This window comes from Salmonella sp. NW645, from assembly GCF_051703725.1.
Taxonomy (GTDB): Bacteria; Pseudomonadota; Gammaproteobacteria; order Enterobacterales; family Enterobacteriaceae; genus Salmonella; species Salmonella enterica.
In genome coordinates this window covers 196788-214418 of sequence record NZ_JAMMKR010000005.1, presented here as the reverse complement: position 1 = coordinate 214418, position 17631 = coordinate 196788, and the positions used below count along the sequence as shown (strand labels likewise).

Below are 17631 nucleotides of genomic sequence, written 5' to 3'. Positions count from 1 at the left end.
AGTCACGTATTTATGTACGCTCCTGGGGCGCGATCAGCTTACAGTCTGGGCTACAGCGAACTTGAATGATTTTGTGTATAGATCCGCTTTGCTTACTGGAACATAACGACGCATGACGACACCGGCTCCACTGACTGGGTTGCTTCCGCTTAATCCGGAGCAACTGGCGCGCCTTCAGGCCGCGACAACCGACCTTACTCCCGAACAGCTTGCCTGGGTCTCCGGCTATTTTTGGGGCGTACTGAACCCGCGCTCAGGCGCTGTTGCCGTCACGCCTGCTCCTGAGGGGAAGATGCCGGGAGTTACGCTTATCTCCGCTTCGCAAACTGGCAATGCGCGTCGTGTGGCGGAAGCGCTGCGTGATGATCTGCTGGCGGCCAACCTTAATGTGACTTTGGTGAACGCTGGCGACTACAAATTCAAACAGATTGCCAGTGAAAAACTGTTGGTGATAGTGACGTCCACCCAGGGAGAAGGCGAGCCGCCGGAAGAGGCTGTCGCGCTGCATAAATTCCTGTTCTCGAAAAAAGCGCCGAAACTGGAAAACACCGCGTTTGCCGTATTTAGCCTTGGCGATACATCCTATGAATTCTTCTGCCAGTCCGGAAAAGATTTCGACAGCAAACTGGCGGAACTGGGCGGTGAACGTCTGCTCGACCGTGTCGATGCTGACGTTGAATATCAGGCAGCTGCCAGCGAATGGCGCGCCCGCGTGGTTGATGTTCTGAAGTCCCGCGCACCTGTCGCGGCACCTTCGCAATCCGTCGCTACTGGCGCGGTAAACGACATCCACACCAGCCCCTATACCAAAGACGCGCCGCTGACCGCGACCCTCTCCGTGAATCAGAAAATCACCGGTCGCAACTCGGAAAAAGACGTTCGCCATATTGAGATTGATTTAGGCGACTCCGGTCTGCGTTACCAGCCGGGCGATGCGCTGGGCGTCTGGTATCAGAACGATCCGGCTCTGGTGAAGGAGCTGGTTGAGTTGCTGTGGCTGAAGGGCGATGAGCCGGTGACGGTTGATGGTAAAACCCTGCCGCTCGCCGAAGCGCTGGAGTGGCACTTCGAGCTGACGGTGAATACCGCCAACATTGTTGAGAACTACGCGACCCTGACGCGCAGTGAGTCGCTGTTGCCATTAGTGGGCGACAAAGCGCAGCTCCAGCACTACGCCGCGACCACGCCCATTGTTGATATGGTGCGTTTCTCTCCGGCGCAGCTCGACGCTGAAGCATTAATCGGCCTGCTGCGTCCGCTGACGCCGCGTCTGTACTCCATCGCCTCCGCGCAGGCGGAAGTCGAAAGCGAAGTACACGTAACCGTCGGCGTCGTGCGCTACGATATTGAAGGCCGCGCCCGCGCGGGTGGTGCTTCCAGCTTCCTCGCCGACCGCGTGGAAGAAGAGGGCGAAGTGCGCGTGTTTATTGAACACAACGATAATTTCCGCCTGCCAGCTAACCCGGAAACGCCGGTGATTATGATTGGCCCAGGTACGGGTATCGCGCCGTTCCGCGCCTTTATGCAGCAACGCGCCGCCGACGGTGCGGAAGGCAAGAACTGGCTGTTCTTCGGTAACCCGCACTTCACCGAAGACTTCCTTTATCAGGTTGAATGGCAGCGTTACGTGAAAGAAGGCGTGCTGAACCGGATCGATCTGGCCTGGTCCCGCGATCAAAAAGAAAAAATCTACGTACAAGACAAACTGCGCGAACAGGGCGCGGAGCTGTGGCGCTGGATCAATGACGGTGCCCACATTTATGTCTGCGGCGACGCCAGGCGTATGGCCGCAGATGTCGAAAAAGCATTGCTGGAAGTGATTGCTGAATTCGGTGCAATGGACATCGAAGCGGCGGATGAATTTTTAAGTGAGCTGCGCGTCGAGCGCCGTTATCAGCGAGATGTCTACTAATGAGCGAAAAACATCCAGGCCCACTGGTGGTCGAAGGTAAACTGTCCGATGCCGAGCGCATGAAGCTGGAAAGCAACTACCTGCGCGGTACCATTGCGGAAGATCTGAACGACGGTCTCACCGGCGGTTTTAAAGGCGACAACTTCCTGCTAATACGCTTTCATGGCATGTATCAGCAGGATGACCGCGATATTCGCGCCGAGCGTGCGGCGCAGAAGCTGGAGCCGCGCCACGCGATGCTGCTGCGCTGCCGCCTGCCGGGCGGGGTGATTACTACGACGCAATGGCAGGCGATCGATAAATTCGCGGCGGATAACACGATTTATGGCAGTATCCGTCTGACCAACCGCCAGACCTTCCAGTTCCACGGCATTCTGAAGAAGAACGTCAAGCCGGTGCACCAGATGCTGCATTCGGTGGGGCTGGACGCGCTGGCGACCGCCAACGACATGAACCGTAACGTGCTGTGCACCTCCAACCCGTACGAATCGCAGTTGCACGCGGAAGCCTACGAGTGGGCGAAGAAGATCTCCGAACATCTGCTGCCGCGCACCCGTGCGTATGCGGAGATCTGGCTCGATCAGGAGAAGGTGGCGACCACCGATGAAGAGCCGATCCTCGGTCAGACCTATCTGCCGCGTAAGTTCAAAACCACGGTGGTGATCCCGCCGCAAAACGATATCGATCTGCACGCCAACGACATGAACTTTGTGGCGATTGCCGAGAACGGCAAGCTGGTCGGCTTTAACCTGCTGGTGGGCGGCGGTCTGTCTATTGAGCATGGTAATAAGAAAACCTACGCTCGTACGGCCAGCGAGTTTGGCTATCTGCCGCTGGAGCACACCCTGGCGGTGGCCGAAGCGGTAGTGACGACGCAGCGCGACTGGGGTAACCGTACCGACAGGAAAAATGCCAAAACCAAATACACCCTTGAGCGCGTGGGACTGGAGACGTTTAAAGCGGAAGTCGAGCGTCGCGCGGGGATCAAATTTGAGCCGATCCGCCCGTATGAGTTTACCGGTCGCGGCGATCGTATCGGTTGGGTGAAAGGGATCGACAACAACTGGCACCTGACGCTGTTTATCGAAAATGGTCGTATCCTGGATTATCCGGGGCGCCCGCTGAAAACCGGCCTGCTGGAGATCGCGAAGATTCATCAGGGCGAGTTCCGTATTACCGCTAACCAGAACCTGATTATTGCCAGCGTGCCGGAAAGCCAGAAAGTGAAAATCGAGACGCTGGCGCGCGACCACGGGTTGATGAATGCCGTGAGCGCGCAGCGTGAAAACTCAATGGCCTGCGTGTCGTTCCCAACCTGCCCGCTGGCAATGGCGGAAGCCGAGCGTTTCCTGCCGTCGTTCACGGACAAAGTGGAAGCGATTCTGGAAAAACACGGCATTCCTGATGAGCATATCGTGATGCGCGTGACCGGCTGCCCGAACGGCTGTGGTCGCGCGATGCTGGCGGAAATTGGCTTAGTAGGGAAAGCGCCTGGTCGTTATAACCTGCATCTTGGCGGCAACCGTATTGGGACACGTATCCCACGGATGTATCAAGAAAATATCACCGAGCCGGATATTCTGGCTTCGCTGGATGAACTGATTGGGCGCTGGGCGAAAGAGCGTGAAGCGGGTGAAGGCTTTGGCGACTTTACGGTGCGTGCGGGCATCATTCGCCCGGTGCTCGATCCCGCGCGTGATTTCTGGGAATAACCTGAATTGCCGGATGGCGTCTGTGTAGGCCTGATAAGCACAGCGCCATCAGGCAAGGCAAACAGTGAGGAACTTATGTCCCAACTCGATCTCAACGCATTGAATGAACTGCCAAAAGTCGATCGCGTACTGGCGTTGGCGGAAACCAACGTCCAACTGGAAACGCTAACAGCCGAAGAACGCGTGGCCTGGGCGCTGGAAAATCTGCCCGGCGAATATGTGCTTTCTTCAAGCTTTGGCATCCAGGCGGCGGTGAGCCTGCACCTGGTGAACCAGATTCGCCCGGATATCCCGGTGATCCTCACCGATACCGGCTATTTGTTCCCGGAAACCTATCAGTTTATTGATGAGTTAACGGACAAACTTAAACTCAATCTGAAAGTTTACCGCGCGGGCGAAAGTCCGGCCTGGCAGGAAGCGCGCTACGGCAAACTGTGGGAGCAGGGCGTTGAGGGCATTGAGAAATACAATGACATCAACAAAGTCGAGCCGATGAACCGGGCGCTCAAAGAGTTAAACGCGCAGACCTGGTTTGCCGGTCTGCGTCGCGAGCAGTCCGGTAGCCGCGCGCATTTACCCGTTCTCGCTATCCAGCGCGGCGTGTTTAAAGTGCTGCCGATTATCGACTGGGATAACCGCACGGTTTACCAGTATCTGCAAAAGCACGGTCTGAAATACCATCCGCTGTGGGATCAGGGCTATCTGTCGGTGGGCGATACGCACACCACCCGCAAATGGGAGCCGGGTATGGCGGAAGAAGAGACACGCTTCTTCGGACTGAAGCGCGAGTGCGGGCTGCATGAAGGGTAATTGTCCTTACGCGGTATAATTATACTTGCTGCTATGAAAAATCCGGCAGGCAGCCGGATTTTAAATTAGTTATTTTACTGACTATCTTTATGTCAGTAATATATTACGACTGCACCCATCTTTACCAATGTGCAAAGAACGTTCATGCGTTAGATATATCTTTTCAAGAATTACATCAATAAACATTTTTTTTGCATGATAGTCGTTATAATCCTGATTAAGTTTTTTTAAAAAACCAGAATTTGTTGGTTTAAACTCTGCAAACGGTGAATAGCTATGTAGTAAATAGGAGATGCACGGATGCATCATGCTAAAAGCGACTTCACCTTGTACCTCCTGATAACCTATTTTGCAAAACTGAGTCGTAGGCTCAAAGTTACCGGCATTAATACAGGCCAGCATCGATTTTTCATCTGCAGTAAGTGAGTCCTGCCATTCGACAAGCGGGTGGTCTGGAGCCTCTGCGGGACGCATCATCTCATAAACCGTCGCTTTGATTTGTGCATTGCCCGTCACTTCTTTTCGTAGAGTAGAAATCGACTCCTGAAGTAATTCCGGGTGCCAGGTCATCTTCGCACCAATCACCTCGCATATTTGTAAAAATAACTGTCTCTCCTCTCTACTCATAGATTCTATCACTGCATCATCTGATATATTGAGGATGTCCTTAATATTGCTTTGGCTGATCACCGTGTCGCCGACCATAAGTAAAAATTGTGTCTGAGAAGCGTCCAACTTGATAGTAAACAGATCCTGATGAGCCGGGCAGGCCAGATGTTGTAGCCGTTTAAAGGCGTAAATTTTATTTATATCCTCTACGTTAACTTCCATCTCTCCAGGTTCACCACGGCCCTGCCCGTGAATGATGGAGTGTAACACTTCCAGCGCATGGTCCTTTTTTTCCGCTCTAAAATGATCCTGGACTTTATCCCAGCCCCCCATATGGATTGCTTTTTCTTTATCTGCGCTTAACAGATGAGCAAGCCGACTTTCATTAAGCGTATAATTTTGATGATTACCGAAGCTTAAAGTGACTGGCATAATATTTTCCTTCAAATTTATATTATTTAATATCCGGAGTAAAATATATCGTTCAACTCCCTCTTTTTTATTAAACAGACAAGGTTTACTACAGGAGAGAATTTGAACGGCATTATAAATACAGCACATTTAGTGTTGGCAATCCTTTATGGTGACGATAATTCAGACAAAAGGTAGATGATTCGCCGCAAATGGTCGTTTTTTTAAATTTTGGTTTGTCATGAATGGTGTTGATGCTGAGAGATAAAGTATGATGAAATGAAGTAGTTAAATTTAATTAATTAAGGGTATTCATGGAAATGGATGTAGATAGAGAAGCTACAAAGATTTTGGTGAATCTAATGTAATAACTTCTCTATACAACGGAGTTAGAATAATACCCGTTATCCAACCAATCCAAAACGTTTACTATAATAGCTAGCTTCTCCGGCATCAGATACCAGCACAACCTGTCCGGAAGGGCGATGGTGGCGTTTTCTGAAACAGGCTAATGTTTCCTCATCTGGACATTGGAATGTACCAGAATTTTTTTGCCACCATGATTTTCGGACGGATAAGCGACTTTTTTCCCAGCAGAAATCTATTTCATCAACTAAAGGGCGTAGCTGTCCATCAATGTCTTTTCTGGCGAGATAAACATCAACACTCTCTTCACCCAGACGGGTAGAAAATTCTCTATCTTTATCCCATAAAAAGTCGCTGGCTTCTCGATCGTAACCGAGATCGTAACGTAATAAATTTTGCGCAGCCACTGAACGTTGGCTAAGGACTTTGCCAAAGGCAACGTCAGAGATCGTCTGCAAGCCTGCTGGCGCAGCAATTTTCTGCTCGTATACGCCGTCAACGAGTGCTCTGGCATTATCCGGCATACGGATCTCACCATGTTGACGCAGCAGCGCCTGTGTACGCCACAGGCAGGCATGATCGGCGTAAACAAAGCCGGTACCTTTTAGCTCTTGCCCCAACCAGCCCTCTTCTGCCTGCTCCTGCCAGTGAGGGGCCAGAATATGCAATACTGGTGGCTGGCGTTCATCCGGAAGCGTAGATTTTCGTTGCCCATGGGCATCGCGGATATGGCGTTGCAGGCGACCGGCGCGCTGGATCAATAAATCAATCGGCGCCAGATCGGTGATCATCCAGTCAAAGTCCAGATCGAGACTTTGTTCAACGACTTGTGTGGCGATTAATACCTTACCACGTCGTTCAGAAACGGGGGCATTGTTACCAAACCAGTTTAACGTTTTATTTTCAATAGCAATACGATCGATAAAAGCAAAACGGCTGTGGAAAAGCAAAAGATCCTGCTCTGGAACGATTCCCTCGTGTAGCAACTGCTGGTAAGTGTCCAGCGCATCATCAACCGTGTTGCGGATCCAACAAATGCACTGTCCGGTTGCCACAACGCGATAAATAATGTCCAGTGCTTCCTGGCGCTGCTGTATCCAATTAACGGCTACAGTCCTTTGGACTTCGGGACGTGTGGCCAGTGGTTGCTCTAACAGACCGGAGGAAGTGAGGTGGCTTAACCATGGATAACCCGCGTTATCGCTACCACCAGCGCTCATAAATCCCGCGCCATCGCTAAACGCATTAAGTAATTTTTCCCGTAAAGCGGCGGGAAGAGTGGCGCTCAGAATAATAGCGCTACCGCCCTGGGCGGCATGGAAGCGCAATAAACCTTCCAGCAATTTAACCATATAACCATCATAGGCGTGCACTTCATCCAGCAGCAGGATTTTGTCGCGCATCCCTAGCAATCGGAGCGATTGATGGCGAAAAGGCATCACCGCCATTAAGAGTTGATCCAGCGTACCTACGCCGACTTCCGCCAGCAGCGCTTTTTTGCGTGAATCTGCAAACCAGGTATGGCACTCAGTAGTCGCGTTGCCATCATCACGGGCATAATCTTCAGCTATATTTTCTGTTGGCTGCCAGATGGATTGTCGGAAAGAGTCCGACATTTCTCGCCCACCGTGTTCCCCGCGCCAGCGGGGATAAACCGCCTTAACGGATTAGGTAGTAACCTGAAACAGGGTGTTCCCCGCGCCAGCGGGGATAAACACGTTTCACCAGCATATCAGGACGTTTTTTCCGCCTTCGCCAGCTCTTTTACCAACGGCAGCATTATCCGCACTACATCGCGGCTACGGCGCTCAATTCGCCCTGGTAGCGCCTTGTCAATATGCTGTTGATTATCAAGCCGTACGTCGTGCCAGCTATTACCGTTCGGGAAGGAGGCATTTTTCACGCGTTGCTGGTATCCGTCTTTTTTACCCAGATTCCAGTTCGTCGCCTCAACAGAAAGCACAGATATTCCCGCTTTATCGAAAACCTCCGCATCATTACAGCAACCCGTTCCTTTGGGGTAGGATGGATTGCGTCCCGGATTGGTGTTGGCGGCGATACCATAACGGCGCGCAATCGCTAATGCCCGATCGCGGGTCAGTGTACGCACCGCTTCCGGCGTATTTTTCCCGCTATTAAAATAGAGCTTGTCGCCAACAATCAGGTTATCGAGATTAATGACCAGCAGCGTATTTTTCTTCTCAGCGTCACTCATTCGTTTGAGTAAATTTTCCGCGCCTAGCTTTCCCTCTTCTTCCCCGCTGGTGGCGATAAAACGAATCCCGTAATGGGTCGGTATATCTTTCAGGCGCGCCGCCAGTTCCAGCATAACGCCTAATCCCGCGGCATTATCATCCATTCCTTGTAACGTTAAACCGCCCAGATTGGCATCGACATCAGCGTCGCTCTGCGGAGCGTAGGTATCCAGATGCGCCATAATGATGATCTGTTGCGGCACGCGCCCTTCATGGGCGGCGATGACCGTACTGCCCGTCACGTTATGCCAGTTTTTGCGATTATCCTTCGTAGTATAAATAAATCGGCTATTAAACGTTCGAATATCGCTTTGGTATCCCATCTGGGTAAATTGTTGGCGTAAATAATCGGCAGATAACATCTCGGCGGGGGAGCCAGTCATTCTCCCGGGAAAAAAGGTGGCGATATGTCGTGCCTGAGTATTCGCTATTTCACCAGGCTCTGGTGATGCTGCTTGTGCAGGAAGAATAAAGCCTACGCCGAGCGCCAGAATGACGGCAAAGCGGCGCGTTGCGGAAAACATAATGAGTCCTTAAATACAGAACAAAATTTTACGTGGCTAGTATGAAACCGCGATCGTGTTAATACAATTTCATTTGCTCCTAAATGCTGGCAATCCGGTACGTTAAGCATTTTTTGATATTGGTTTTTGGGCCGCGTTATTCCTTTGAGGAACTACTCATTCCAATTCGTCATTTCATTCACTCTCCTGCGCTCCCTATAGTCGTGTAATCGAAATGTTTAGCAAAAAACGGTATTGCAAAGGAACGGTTATGGATCAAAAACGACTCACCCACCTGCGGCAACTGGAGGCGGAAAGTATCCACATTATCCGTGAAGTGGCAGCGGAATTCGCTAATCCGGTCATGCTGTACTCCATTGGTAAAGACTCCAGCGTCATGCTGCATCTGGCGCGTAAGGCGTTTTATCCGGGTACGTTACCGTTCCCGCTATTGCACGTTGATACCGGTTGGAAATTCCGTGAGATGTACGCCTTTCGCGATCGTACCGCCAACGCATATGGCTGCGAATTGCTGGTACATAAAAATCCGGAAGGTGTGGCGATGGGCATCAATCCGTTCGTTCACGGTAGCGCTAAACACACCGACATTATGAAAACCGAAGGGTTAAAGCAGGCGCTGAATAAGTACGGTTTTGATGCCGCGTTCGGCGGCGCACGGCGCGATGAGGAAAAATCCCGCGCGAAAGAACGTATTTACTCCTTTCGTGACCGTTTCCATCGCTGGGACCCGAAAAATCAGCGGCCAGAGTTGTGGCGTAACTATAACGGTCAGATTAATAAAGGCGAAAGTATACGCGTCTTCCCGCTCTCCAACTGGACAGAGCAGGATATCTGGCAATACATCTGGCTGGAAAACATCGACATCGTGCCGCTGTATTTGGCTGCTGAACGCCCGGTTCTGGAACGTGACGGCATGTTGATGATGGTGGATGACGATCGTATCGATCTCCAGCCTGGCGAAGTCATCAAAAAAAGGATGGTGCGCTTCCGTACACTTGGCTGTTGGCCGCTCACCGGGGCGGTGGAATCCCACGCGCAAACGCTGCCGGAAATTATCGAAGAGATGCTGGTTTCTACCACCAGCGAGCGCCAGGGAAGGATGATTGACCGCGATCAGGCGGGGTCGATGGAGCTTAAAAAACGTCAGGGGTATTTCTAAGGAGCCGCCATGAACACCATACTTGCACAACAAATCGCCAATGAAGGCGGCGTCGAAGCCTGGATGATGGCCCAACAGCACAAAAGCCTGCTGCGTTTTTTAACCTGTGGCAGCGTTGATGACGGTAAAAGTACGCTGATAGGTCGTTTGCTGCACGATACCCTGCAAATTTATGAAGATCAGCTCTCTTCTCTGCATAATGACAGTAAACGTCATGGCACGCAGGGAGAAAAACTCGATCTGGCGCTGCTGGTAGATGGGCTGCAGGCCGAGCGTGAGCAGGGCATTACTATTGACGTCGCGTACCGCTATTTCTCCACGGAAAAACGAAAATTTATTATCGCCGACACGCCGGGCCATGAACAATATACCCGTAATATGGCGACCGGGGCGTCCACCTGCGATCTGGCGATCCTACTGATCGACGCGCGTAAAGGCGTGCTGGATCAGACGCGTCGCCATAGCTTTATCTCCACTCTGTTGGGGATCAAACATCTGGTGGTGGCAATCAACAAAATGGATCTCGTTGACTACCGCGAAGAGACCTTCGCCCGTATTCGTGAAGATTATCTGACCTTTGCTGAACAGTTGCCGGGCGATCTGGATATTCGCTTTGTCCCGCTTTCGGCGCTGGAAGGGGATAATGTCGCCGCGCAGAGCGCGAATATGCGCTGGTACAGCGGTCCGACGCTGCTGGAAGTCCTGGAAACGGTAGACATACAGCGTGCGGTAGACCGTCAGCCGATGCGCTTTCCGGTACAATACGTCAATCGCCCGAATCTTGATTTTCGGGGGTATGCCGGCACTCTGGCGTCTGGTAGCGTCAAAGTCGGAGAGCGCATTAAAGTGCTGCCGTCCGGCGTGGAATCCAGCGTGGCGCGTATCGTCACTTTTGATGGCGACAAAGAAGAAGCCTGTGCGGGCGAAGCCATTACCCTGGTACTCAACGACGACATTGATATTAGCCGCGGCGATCTGCTGCTGGCGGCAAACGAGACGCTGGCACCTGCGCGGCACGCCGCGATCGATGTGGTATGGATGGCGGAACAGCCGCTGGCGCCGGGCCAAAGCTACGACGTTAAACTCGCGGGTAAGAAAACCCGCGCGCGTATCGAGGCTATTCGCTATCAGATTGATATCAACAATCTGACCCAACGAGACGTCGAGAGCCTGCCGTTAAACGGTATTGGTCTGGTAGAGATGACATTCGATGAGCCGCTCGCGCTGGATATTTATCAGCAAAATCCGGTGACGGGCGGACTGATTTTTATCGACCGGCTTTCTAACGTTACCGTGGGCGCTGGCATGGTGCGGGAACTGGACGAACGCGGAGCGACGCCACCCGTGGAATACAGTGCGTTTGAGCTGGAGCTGAATGCGCTGGTACGCCGTCATTTTCCGCACTGGGACGCCCGCGATTTGCTGGGAGATAAACATGGCGCTGCATGATGAGAACGTGGTCTGGCATTCTCATCCCGTTACTGTCGCCGCCCGTGAACAGCTCCACGGCCACCGTGGCGTGGTGCTGTGGTTTACCGGACTCTCCGGTTCGGGAAAATCAACGGTGGCCGGCGCGCTGGAAGAGGCGTTACATCAGCGTGGCGTCAGTACCTACCTGTTGGATGGCGATAATGTGCGCCACGGTTTGTGCCGTGATTTAGGCTTTAGCGATGCCGATCGCCAGGAGAATATCCGGCGGGTAGGCGAAGTGGCCAGCCTGATGGCGGACGCCGGTCTGATTGTTTTGACGGCATTTATTTCTCCGCACCGCGCCGAGCGGCAACTGGTAAAAGAGCGCGTCGGCCATGATCGTTTTATCGAGATTTATGTCAATACGCCGCTGGCTATCTGTGAACAGCGCGATCCTAAAGGATTGTATAAAAAAGCGCGCGCGGGCGAGTTGCGTAACTTTACCGGTATCGACGCCATTTACGAAGCGCCTGACTCGCCCCAGGTTCATCTTAATGGTGAACAATTAGTAACAAATTTGGTTTCCCAATTATTAGACCTGCTGAGACGGCGCGATATTATCAGATCCTGAGACACCACCGGGCTTGTATGCCCGGTATGGTCAAGGTTACAGGATTTAATATGCGTAATAGCCATAACATTACTTTCACAAGGTCAGACGCCTTCATGGTCGACGATGACGCCACCAGTGCATTTCCGGGGGCGGTGGTCGGCTTTGTGTCATGGCTGCTGGCGTTGGGGATCCCTTTTCTGCTTTATGGCCCTAACACGCTGTTTTTTTTCCTCTATACCTGGCCCTTTTTCCTCGCGTTAATGCCGGTATCGGTGATTATCGGCATTGCGTTGCATCTGTTGGTAAAGGGCAAAATACTTTTTAGCATCATGTTTACTCTACTGGCGGTAGGCGCGCTGTTCGGCGCGTTATTCATATGGCTATTAGGGTAGACGGGTTATCACTGCGCCTCCGGTCATAATTCAAACCGTAACCAACAATGAGATTATGTTCTCCTTACTCGGGTATACGTAACATCCGGCAAATGTGGTACATTTGCCGGCGTTGTCGCGGCAATCCCGTCCTGAATGTGGAGTCACAGAGGACGTTATGGGATGATGATGCCGTTTTTCAGGGGGCAGGATGGGTAAACTAACGCTGCTGTTGCTGGCTTTACTGGTCTGGCTACAGTACTCGCTGTGGTTCGGTAAGAACGGCATACATGACTATAGCCGCGTCAACGATGATGTGGTCGCGCAGCAGGCGACAAACGCCAAACTTAAAGCGCGTAACGATCAGCTTTTTGCCGAAATTGACGATCTCAATGGCGGCCAGGAAGCGATTGAGGAGCGCGCGCGCAACGAACTTAGCATGACCAAACCGGGCGAAACCTTCTATCGTCTGGTGCCTGACGCCTCAAAACGCGCGGCAACGGCGGGGCAAACTCATCGATAAACCATCCAGGGATTTAACATGGCAGCCACTTTATTGGACGTTTGCGCCGTGGTGCCGGCTGCCGGATTTGGCCGCCGAATGCAAACAGAATGTCCTAAGCAGTATCTCTCAATCGGTAATAAAACCATTCTGGAGCACTCAGTTCATGCGCTGCTGGCGCATCCTCGGGTGACACGCGTTGTTATTGCTATCAGCCCTGGCGATCATCGCTTTGCCCAACTTCCGCTGGCGAATCATCCGCAAATCACCGTTGTGGATGGCGGCAACGAACGCGCTGATTCCGTTTTGGCCGCGTTACAGGCCGTTGCAAAGGCGCAGTGGGTGCTGGTGCACGACGCGGCAAGACCCTGTTTGCATCAGGATGACCTTGCGCGGTTGCTGACCATCAGCGAAAACAGCCGGGTCGGCGGTATCCTCGCCAGTCCGGTGCGCGACACCATGAAACGCGGCGAACCAGGGAAAAACGCTATTGCCCATACCGTAGAGCGCGCCGATTTATGGCACGCGCTCACCCCGCAGTTTTTCCCCCGCGAACTCTTGCACGATTGTCTGACGCGTGCGCTGAATGAAGGCGCGACCATCACCGACGAAGCGTCAGCGCTGGAGTATTGTGGTTTTCATCCGGCGCTGGTAGAAGGTCGCGCGGATAACATCAAGGTCACCCGTCCGGAAGATCTGGCGCTGGCGGAATTTTATCTGACCCGAACCATCCACCAGGAGAAAGCATAATGCGAATTGGACACGGTTTTGACGTACACGCGTTTGGCGGAGAAGGGCCGATTATCATTGGCGGCGTGCGTATCCCTTATGAAAAAGGGCTATTAGCGCATTCCGATGGCGATGTGGCGTTACATGCGCTGACCGATGCGCTGCTGGGCGCGGCGGCGCTTGGCGATATCGGCAAGCTCTTCCCGGATACCGATCCGGCATTTAAGGGAGCGGATAGCCGCGAACTACTGCGTGAAGCCTGGCGTCGTATTCAGGCGAAGGGGTACACCCTCGGCAACGTGGATGTCACCATTATTGCGCAGGCGCCGAAAATGCTGCCGCATATTCCGCAAATGCGTGTCTTTATCGCCGAAGATCTCGGCTGCCATATGGATGACGTTAACGTGAAGGCGACGACGACAGAAAAGCTCGGATTTACCGGACGCGGAGAAGGCATTGCCTGCGAAGCGGTCGCGTTGCTGATGAAGGCGGCGAAATGACAGAGTTTGACAATCTCACCTGGCTGCACGGAAAACCACAAGGTAGCGGATTGCTGAAAGCGAATCCGGAAGATTTTGTGGTGGTTGAAGATTTAGGCTTTACGCCGGATGGTGAAGGCGAGCACATTCTGCTGCGTATTTTGAAAAACGGTTGCAATACCCGTTTTGTCGCTGACGCGCTGGCGAAATTCCTGAAAATTCACGCTCGCGAAGTGAGCTTTGCCGGGCAAAAAGATAAACACGCCGTTACCGAGCAGTGGCTGTGCGCGCGCGTGCCGGGGAAAGAGATGCCCGATTTCAGCGCCTTTCAGCTGGAAGGTTGTAAAGTGCTGGAATACGCGCGTCACAAGCGTAAGCTGCGTTTAGGCGCGCTGAAAGGCAATGCCTTTACTCTGGTGTTGCGTGAAATAAGCGATCGCCGCGATGTCGAAACACGATTGCAGGCGATTCGCGATAGCGGCGTGCCGAACTATTTCGGCGCACAGCGATTCGGCATTGGCGGCAGCAACTTGCAGGGCGCGCTGCGCTGGGCGCAAAGTAACGCGCCGGTGCGCGATCGCAATAAACGCAGTTTTTGGTTGTCGGCGGCACGTAGCGCGTTGTTTAATCAAATTGTTCACCAGCGGCTGAAGAAACCAGACTTTAATCAAGTTGTTGACGGCGATGCGCTACAATTAGCGGGGCGTGGAAGCTGGTTCGTCGCGACATCTGAAGAACTGCCTGAATTGCAGCGCCGGGTAGACGAAAAAGAGCTGATGATTACAGCGTCGTTGCCGGGCAGCGGAGAGTGGGGAACACAGCGTGCGGCGCTGGCGTTTGAGCAAGATGCCATTGCCCAGGAAACGGTGTTGCAATCGCTGCTGCTGCGCGAAAAAGTAGAGGCGTCGCGCAGAGCGATGCTGCTTTATCCGCAACAATTAAGCTGGAACTGGTGGGATGACGTTACCGTCGAGTTACGTTTCTGGCTGCCCGCAGGCAGTTTTGCCACCAGCGTAGTAAGGGAACTGATCAACACAATGGGTGATTATGCGCATATTGCTGAGTAACGATGACGGGGTTCACGCGCCCGGTATACAAACGCTGGCGAAAGCGCTGCGTGAGTTTGCTGATGTACAGGTCGTAGCCCCGGATCGTAACCGCAGCGGCGCGTCTAATTCCCTCACGCTGGAATCTTCGCTTCGTACTTTTACCTTTGATAATGGCGATATCGCCGTACAGATGGGGACGCCGACCGATTGCGTCTATCTGGGCGTTAATGCCTTAATGCGTCCGCGTCCGGATATTGTCGTTTCCGGTATTAACGCGGGTCCGAATCTGGGCGATGATGTGATCTATTCCGGTACAGTCGCCGCGGCGATGGAAGGTCGTCATCTCGGCTTTCCGGCATTAGCGGTCTCCCTTAACGGCTATCAGCATTATGATACGGCTGCAGCCGTGACTTGCGCGCTTTTGCGAGGGTTAAGCCGGGAGCCGTTGCGTACTGGGCGTATTCTCAACGTGAATGTCCCGGATCTACCGTTAGCGCAGGTTAAAGGCATCCGCGTGACTCGCTGTGGTAGCCGTCATCCAGCGGATAAAGTAATCCCGCAGGAAGATCCGCGCGGTAATACATTGTACTGGATTGGCCCGCCGGGCGATAAATACGATGCCGGGCCGGATACCGATTTCGCGGCGGTGGATGAAGGCTACGTCTCCGTCACGCCGTTGCATGTGGATTTAACCGCGCACAGCGCGCATGATGTGGTTTCAGACTGGTTAGACAGCGTGGGAGTTGGCACGCAATGGTAAGTGGACGTGTACAGGCTCTTCTTGAACAATTGCGCGCGCAGGGCATCAGAGATGAGCTGGTGCTTAATGCGCTTGCCGCAGTGCCGCGCGAGAAATTTATTGATGAAGCGTTTGAACATAAGGCCTGGGAAAATATCGCTTTGCCGATAGGCCAGGGTCAGACGATTTCGCAGCCCTATATGGTGGCGCGAATGACGGAACTGCTCGAACTGACGCCGCAGTCCAGGGTGCTGGAAATTGGCACCGGTTCCGGCTATCAGACGGCGATTCTGGCGCATCTGGTGCATCACGTTTGCTCCGTTGAGCGGATTAAGGGGCTGCAATGGCAGGCGCGCCGCCGCCTGAAGCAGCTCGATTTACATAATGTTTCTACCCGTCATGGCGATGGCTGGCAAGGCTGGCAGGCGCGTGCGCCGTTTGACGCTATCATTGTGACGGCCGCGCCGCCGGAAATTCCTACCGCGCTCATGGCACAGTTGGATGAAGGCGGCATTCTTGTTCTGCCCGTGGGCGATGAGCAGCAGTTTTTGAAACGCGTGCGTCGCCGGGGCGGCGAATTTATTATCGATACCGTGGAGGCCGTTCGCTTCGTCCCGTTAGTCAAGGGAGAGCTGGCCTAGTTTGCCCTGCAAACACCCACTATTACGCCTGATGAAGCCGAAACGAATACCTGGAGTTTTCCTGGTTATTCCCGGTGGGTTAAGCGTATCGTGAACACATTTTCCCGTGTTCACTTAATGCGTTGCACGGTTCTTACGTCACTGGTTGTTAACCAAATTTTTTCCTGGGGGATAAATGAGCGCGGGAAGCCCAAAATTCACCGTTAGTCGCATTGCGGCACTATCACTGGTTTCACTATGGCTGGCAGGTTGTACCAGTTCGTCAAACCCTCCGGCGCCGGTTACGTCTGTGGACAGTGGTTCGTCATCAAATACCAATTCCGGGATGTTGATCACACCGCCGCCAAAAATGGGCGCGACGACGCAACAAACGCCGCAACAAGCGCCGCAAATTCAACCCGTTCAGCGTCCTGTAACGCAGCCCATGCAAACTCAACCGGTCGCGGAACAGCCCGTGCAGATGGAAAATGGGCGAATCGTATACAATCGCCAGTATGGGAATATTCCGAAAGGTAGCTATACGGGTGGCAGTACTTACACCGTGAAAAAGGGTGATACGCTTTTTTACATCGCCTGGATTACCGGGAACGATTTCCGCGATCTGGCCCAGAGAAACAGTATTCCTGCCCCGTATAGCCTGAATGTAGGGCAAACTTTGCAAGTTGGTAACGCATCCGGTACGCCAATTACTGGCGGAAATGCGATCACCCAGGCGGATGCAGCACAGCAAGGAGTTGTGACCAGGTCTGCACAAAATTCCACCGTTGCAGTTGCGTCTCAACCAACAATTACGTATTCTGAGGGCTCAGGTGAACAAAGTGCTAACAAAATGTTGCCAAACAACAAGCCTGCTGGGACGGTTGTCACAGCGCCTGTAACGGCACCAACGGTAAGCACGACCGAACCAAATGCAAGCAGTACGTCAACCAGCGCGCCGATTTCCGCATGGCGCTGGCCGACGGATGGCAAAGTGATCGAAAACTTTGGCGCTTCCGAAGGGGGCAATAAAGGGATCGACATTGCAGGCAGTAAGGGACAGGCTATCGTCGCAACCGCTGATGGGCGCGTCGTATATGCCGGTAACGCGCTGCGTGGTTACGGTAATCTTATTATCATCAAACATAACGATGATTACCTGAGTGCCTACGCCCATAATGATACGATGCTGGTCCGGGAACAACAGGAAGTTAAGGCGGGGCAAAAAATCGCTACTATGGGTAGCACCGGCACCAGCTCTACACGCTTGCATTTTGAAATTCGTTACAAGGGGAAATCCGTAAACCCGCTGCGTTATTTACCGCAGCGATAAAGCGGCGGAACCAGGCTTTGACTTGCTAGTT

General features: G+C 52.9%; 17 protein-coding genes and 1 pseudogene. 14 read left to right on the top strand and 4 right to left on the bottom strand.

Annotated features, from left to right (window positions below):
* Nucleotides 1-112 precede the first annotated feature (112 nt).
* From cysJ to cysH, 3 genes are all read left to right on the top strand, one after another.
* A complete protein-coding gene (gene cysJ / locus NA389_RS12875) occupies nt 113-1912 on the top strand; it encodes an NADPH-dependent assimilatory sulfite reductase flavoprotein subunit (RefSeq protein WP_000210909.1) in 1800 nt (599 codons plus the stop codon).
* Nucleotides 1912-3624 (top strand): assimilatory sulfite reductase (NADPH) hemoprotein subunit, encoded by a 1713-nt coding sequence (cysI, locus tag NA389_RS12870; RefSeq protein ID WP_001290665.1) that lies wholly within the window; start codon nt 1912-1914, stop codon nt 3622-3624. Before cysJ ends, cysI begins: the two co-directional genes overlap by 1 nt.
* Before the next feature lie 75 nt (nt 3625-3699).
* Nucleotides 3700-4434: a phosphoadenosine phosphosulfate reductase gene (gene cysH, locus NA389_RS12865; protein ID WP_000080400.1), complete on the top strand. Its 735-nt coding sequence runs from the start codon at nt 3700-3702 to the stop codon at nt 4432-4434.
* Nucleotides 4435-4521: 87 nt separating this feature from the next.
* On the opposite strand, the gene sopD is transcribed toward cysH, so the two are convergent.
* From sopD to NA389_RS12850, 3 genes and pseudogenes are all read right to left on the bottom strand, one after another.
* Nucleotides 4522-5475: an SPI-1 type III secretion system effector SopD gene (gene sopD / locus NA389_RS12860; protein WP_001145533.1), complete on the bottom strand. Its 954-nt coding sequence runs from the start codon at nt 5473-5475 to the stop codon at nt 4522-4524.
* A 383-nt stretch (nt 5476-5858) separates the two neighbouring features.
* A pseudogene (gene cas3 / locus NA389_RS12855) lies at nt 5859-7451 on the bottom strand (CRISPR-associated helicase Cas3'); the annotation flags it as partial.
* Between the two features lie 101 nt (nt 7452-7552).
* Nucleotides 7553-8599 (bottom strand): aminopeptidase, encoded by a 1047-nt coding sequence (locus tag NA389_RS12850; RefSeq protein ID WP_000490473.1) that lies wholly within the window; start codon nt 8597-8599, stop codon nt 7553-7555.
* Between the two features lie 250 nt (nt 8600-8849).
* On the opposite strand from NA389_RS12850, the gene cysD reads away from it, so the two are divergent.
* The 10 genes from cysD (at nt 8850) to NA389_RS12800 (ending at nt 16291) form a co-directional block, all read left to right on the top strand.
* Nucleotides 8850-9758 (top strand): sulfate adenylyltransferase subunit CysD, encoded by a 909-nt coding sequence (gene cysD / locus NA389_RS12845; RefSeq protein WP_000372384.1) that lies wholly within the window; start codon nt 8850-8852, stop codon nt 9756-9758.
* Between the two features lie 9 nt (nt 9759-9767).
* Complete coding sequence (cysN, locus tag NA389_RS12840) at nt 9768-11207, top strand: sulfate adenylyltransferase subunit CysN (RefSeq protein WP_001092269.1); 1440 nt, start codon at nt 9768-9770, stop codon at nt 11205-11207.
* A complete protein-coding gene (cysC, locus tag NA389_RS12835; protein ID WP_001173663.1) occupies nt 11194-11799 on the top strand; it encodes an adenylyl-sulfate kinase in 606 nt (201 codons plus the stop codon). The genes cysN and cysC overlap by 14 nt, the downstream gene beginning before the upstream one ends.
* A 50-nt stretch (nt 11800-11849) precedes the next feature.
* Nucleotides 11850-12173, top strand: a complete 324-nt coding sequence (locus tag NA389_RS12830; protein WP_001537530.1) for a DUF3561 family protein — start codon at nt 11850-11852, stop codon at nt 12171-12173.
* 190 nt (nt 12174-12363) lie between these two features.
* Complete coding sequence (gene ftsB / locus NA389_RS12825) at nt 12364-12675, top strand: cell division protein FtsB (protein WP_000517480.1); 312 nt, start codon at nt 12364-12366, stop codon at nt 12673-12675.
* 18 nt (nt 12676-12693) lie between these two features.
* Complete coding sequence (ispD, locus tag NA389_RS12820; RefSeq protein ID WP_000741644.1) at nt 12694-13404, top strand: 2-C-methyl-D-erythritol 4-phosphate cytidylyltransferase; 711 nt, start codon at nt 12694-12696, stop codon at nt 13402-13404.
* Complete coding sequence (ispF, locus tag NA389_RS12815) at nt 13404-13883, top strand: 2-C-methyl-D-erythritol 2,4-cyclodiphosphate synthase (protein ID WP_001219244.1); 480 nt, start codon at nt 13404-13406, stop codon at nt 13881-13883. Before ispD ends, ispF begins: the two co-directional genes overlap by 1 nt.
* A complete protein-coding gene (gene truD / locus NA389_RS12810; RefSeq protein WP_000134249.1) occupies nt 13880-14929 on the top strand; it encodes a tRNA pseudouridine(13) synthase TruD in 1050 nt (349 codons plus the stop codon). The genes ispF and truD overlap by 4 nt, the downstream gene beginning before the upstream one ends.
* Nucleotides 14910-15671, top strand: coding sequence for a 5'/3'-nucleotidase SurE (surE, locus tag NA389_RS12805; RefSeq protein WP_001221538.1), 762 nt, complete (start codon nt 14910-14912; stop codon nt 15669-15671). Before truD ends, surE begins: the two co-directional genes overlap by 20 nt.
* Nucleotides 15665-16291, top strand: coding sequence for a protein-L-isoaspartate(D-aspartate) O-methyltransferase (locus NA389_RS12800; RefSeq protein ID WP_000253542.1), 627 nt, complete (start codon nt 15665-15667; stop codon nt 16289-16291). The genes surE and NA389_RS12800 overlap by 7 nt, the downstream gene beginning before the upstream one ends.
* Before the next feature lie 138 nt (nt 16292-16429).
* On the opposite strand, the gene NA389_RS12795 is transcribed toward NA389_RS12800, so the two are convergent.
* The gene (locus NA389_RS12795; protein ID WP_223148970.1) at nt 16430-16588 is read right to left on the bottom strand and encodes a peptidase; all 159 of its coding nucleotides are present in this window, start codon (nt 16586-16588) and stop codon (nt 16430-16432) included.
* Here NA389_RS12795 and nlpD point away from each other — a divergent pair.
* Nucleotides 16518-17600, top strand: coding sequence for a murein hydrolase activator NlpD (nlpD, locus tag NA389_RS12790; RefSeq protein WP_223163312.1), 1083 nt, complete (start codon nt 16518-16520; stop codon nt 17598-17600). The two genes, NA389_RS12795 and nlpD, sit on opposite strands and share 71 nt — an antisense overlap.
* Nucleotides 17601-17631 lie beyond the last annotated feature (31 nt).

Excerpts from the sequence above, each read along its gene's own strand:
- cysJ (WP_000210909.1), top strand. The coding sequence starts at position 113 with ATGACGACACCGGCTCCACTGACTGGGTTGCTTCCGCTTAATCCGGAG.
- cysI (WP_001290665.1), top strand. The coding sequence starts at position 1,912 with ATGAGCGAAAAACATCCAGGCCCACTGGTGGTCGAAGGTAAACTGTCC.
- cysH (WP_000080400.1), top strand. The coding sequence starts at position 3,700 with ATGTCCCAACTCGATCTCAACGCATTGAATGAACTGCCAAAAGTCGAT.
- sopD (WP_001145533.1), bottom strand. The coding sequence starts at position 5,475 with ATGCCAGTCACTTTAAGCTTCGGTAATCATCAAAATTATACGCTTAAT.
- NA389_RS12850 (WP_000490473.1), bottom strand. The coding sequence starts at position 8,599 with ATGTTTTCCGCAACGCGCCGCTTTGCCGTCATTCTGGCGCTCGGCGTA.
- cysD (WP_000372384.1), top strand. The coding sequence starts at position 8,850 with ATGGATCAAAAACGACTCACCCACCTGCGGCAACTGGAGGCGGAAAGT.
- cysN (WP_001092269.1), top strand. The coding sequence starts at position 9,768 with ATGAACACCATACTTGCACAACAAATCGCCAATGAAGGCGGCGTCGAA.
- cysC (WP_001173663.1), top strand. The coding sequence starts at position 11,194 with ATGGCGCTGCATGATGAGAACGTGGTCTGGCATTCTCATCCCGTTACT.
- NA389_RS12830 (WP_001537530.1), top strand. The coding sequence starts at position 11,850 with ATGCGTAATAGCCATAACATTACTTTCACAAGGTCAGACGCCTTCATG.
- ftsB (WP_000517480.1), top strand. The coding sequence starts at position 12,364 with ATGGGTAAACTAACGCTGCTGTTGCTGGCTTTACTGGTCTGGCTACAG.
- ispD (WP_000741644.1), top strand. The coding sequence starts at position 12,694 with ATGGCAGCCACTTTATTGGACGTTTGCGCCGTGGTGCCGGCTGCCGGA.
- ispF (WP_001219244.1), top strand. The coding sequence starts at position 13,404 with ATGCGAATTGGACACGGTTTTGACGTACACGCGTTTGGCGGAGAAGGG.
- truD (WP_000134249.1), top strand. The coding sequence starts at position 13,880 with ATGACAGAGTTTGACAATCTCACCTGGCTGCACGGAAAACCACAAGGT.
- surE (WP_001221538.1), top strand. The coding sequence starts at position 14,910 with ATGCGCATATTGCTGAGTAACGATGACGGGGTTCACGCGCCCGGTATA.
- NA389_RS12800 (WP_000253542.1), top strand. The coding sequence starts at position 15,665 with ATGGTAAGTGGACGTGTACAGGCTCTTCTTGAACAATTGCGCGCGCAG.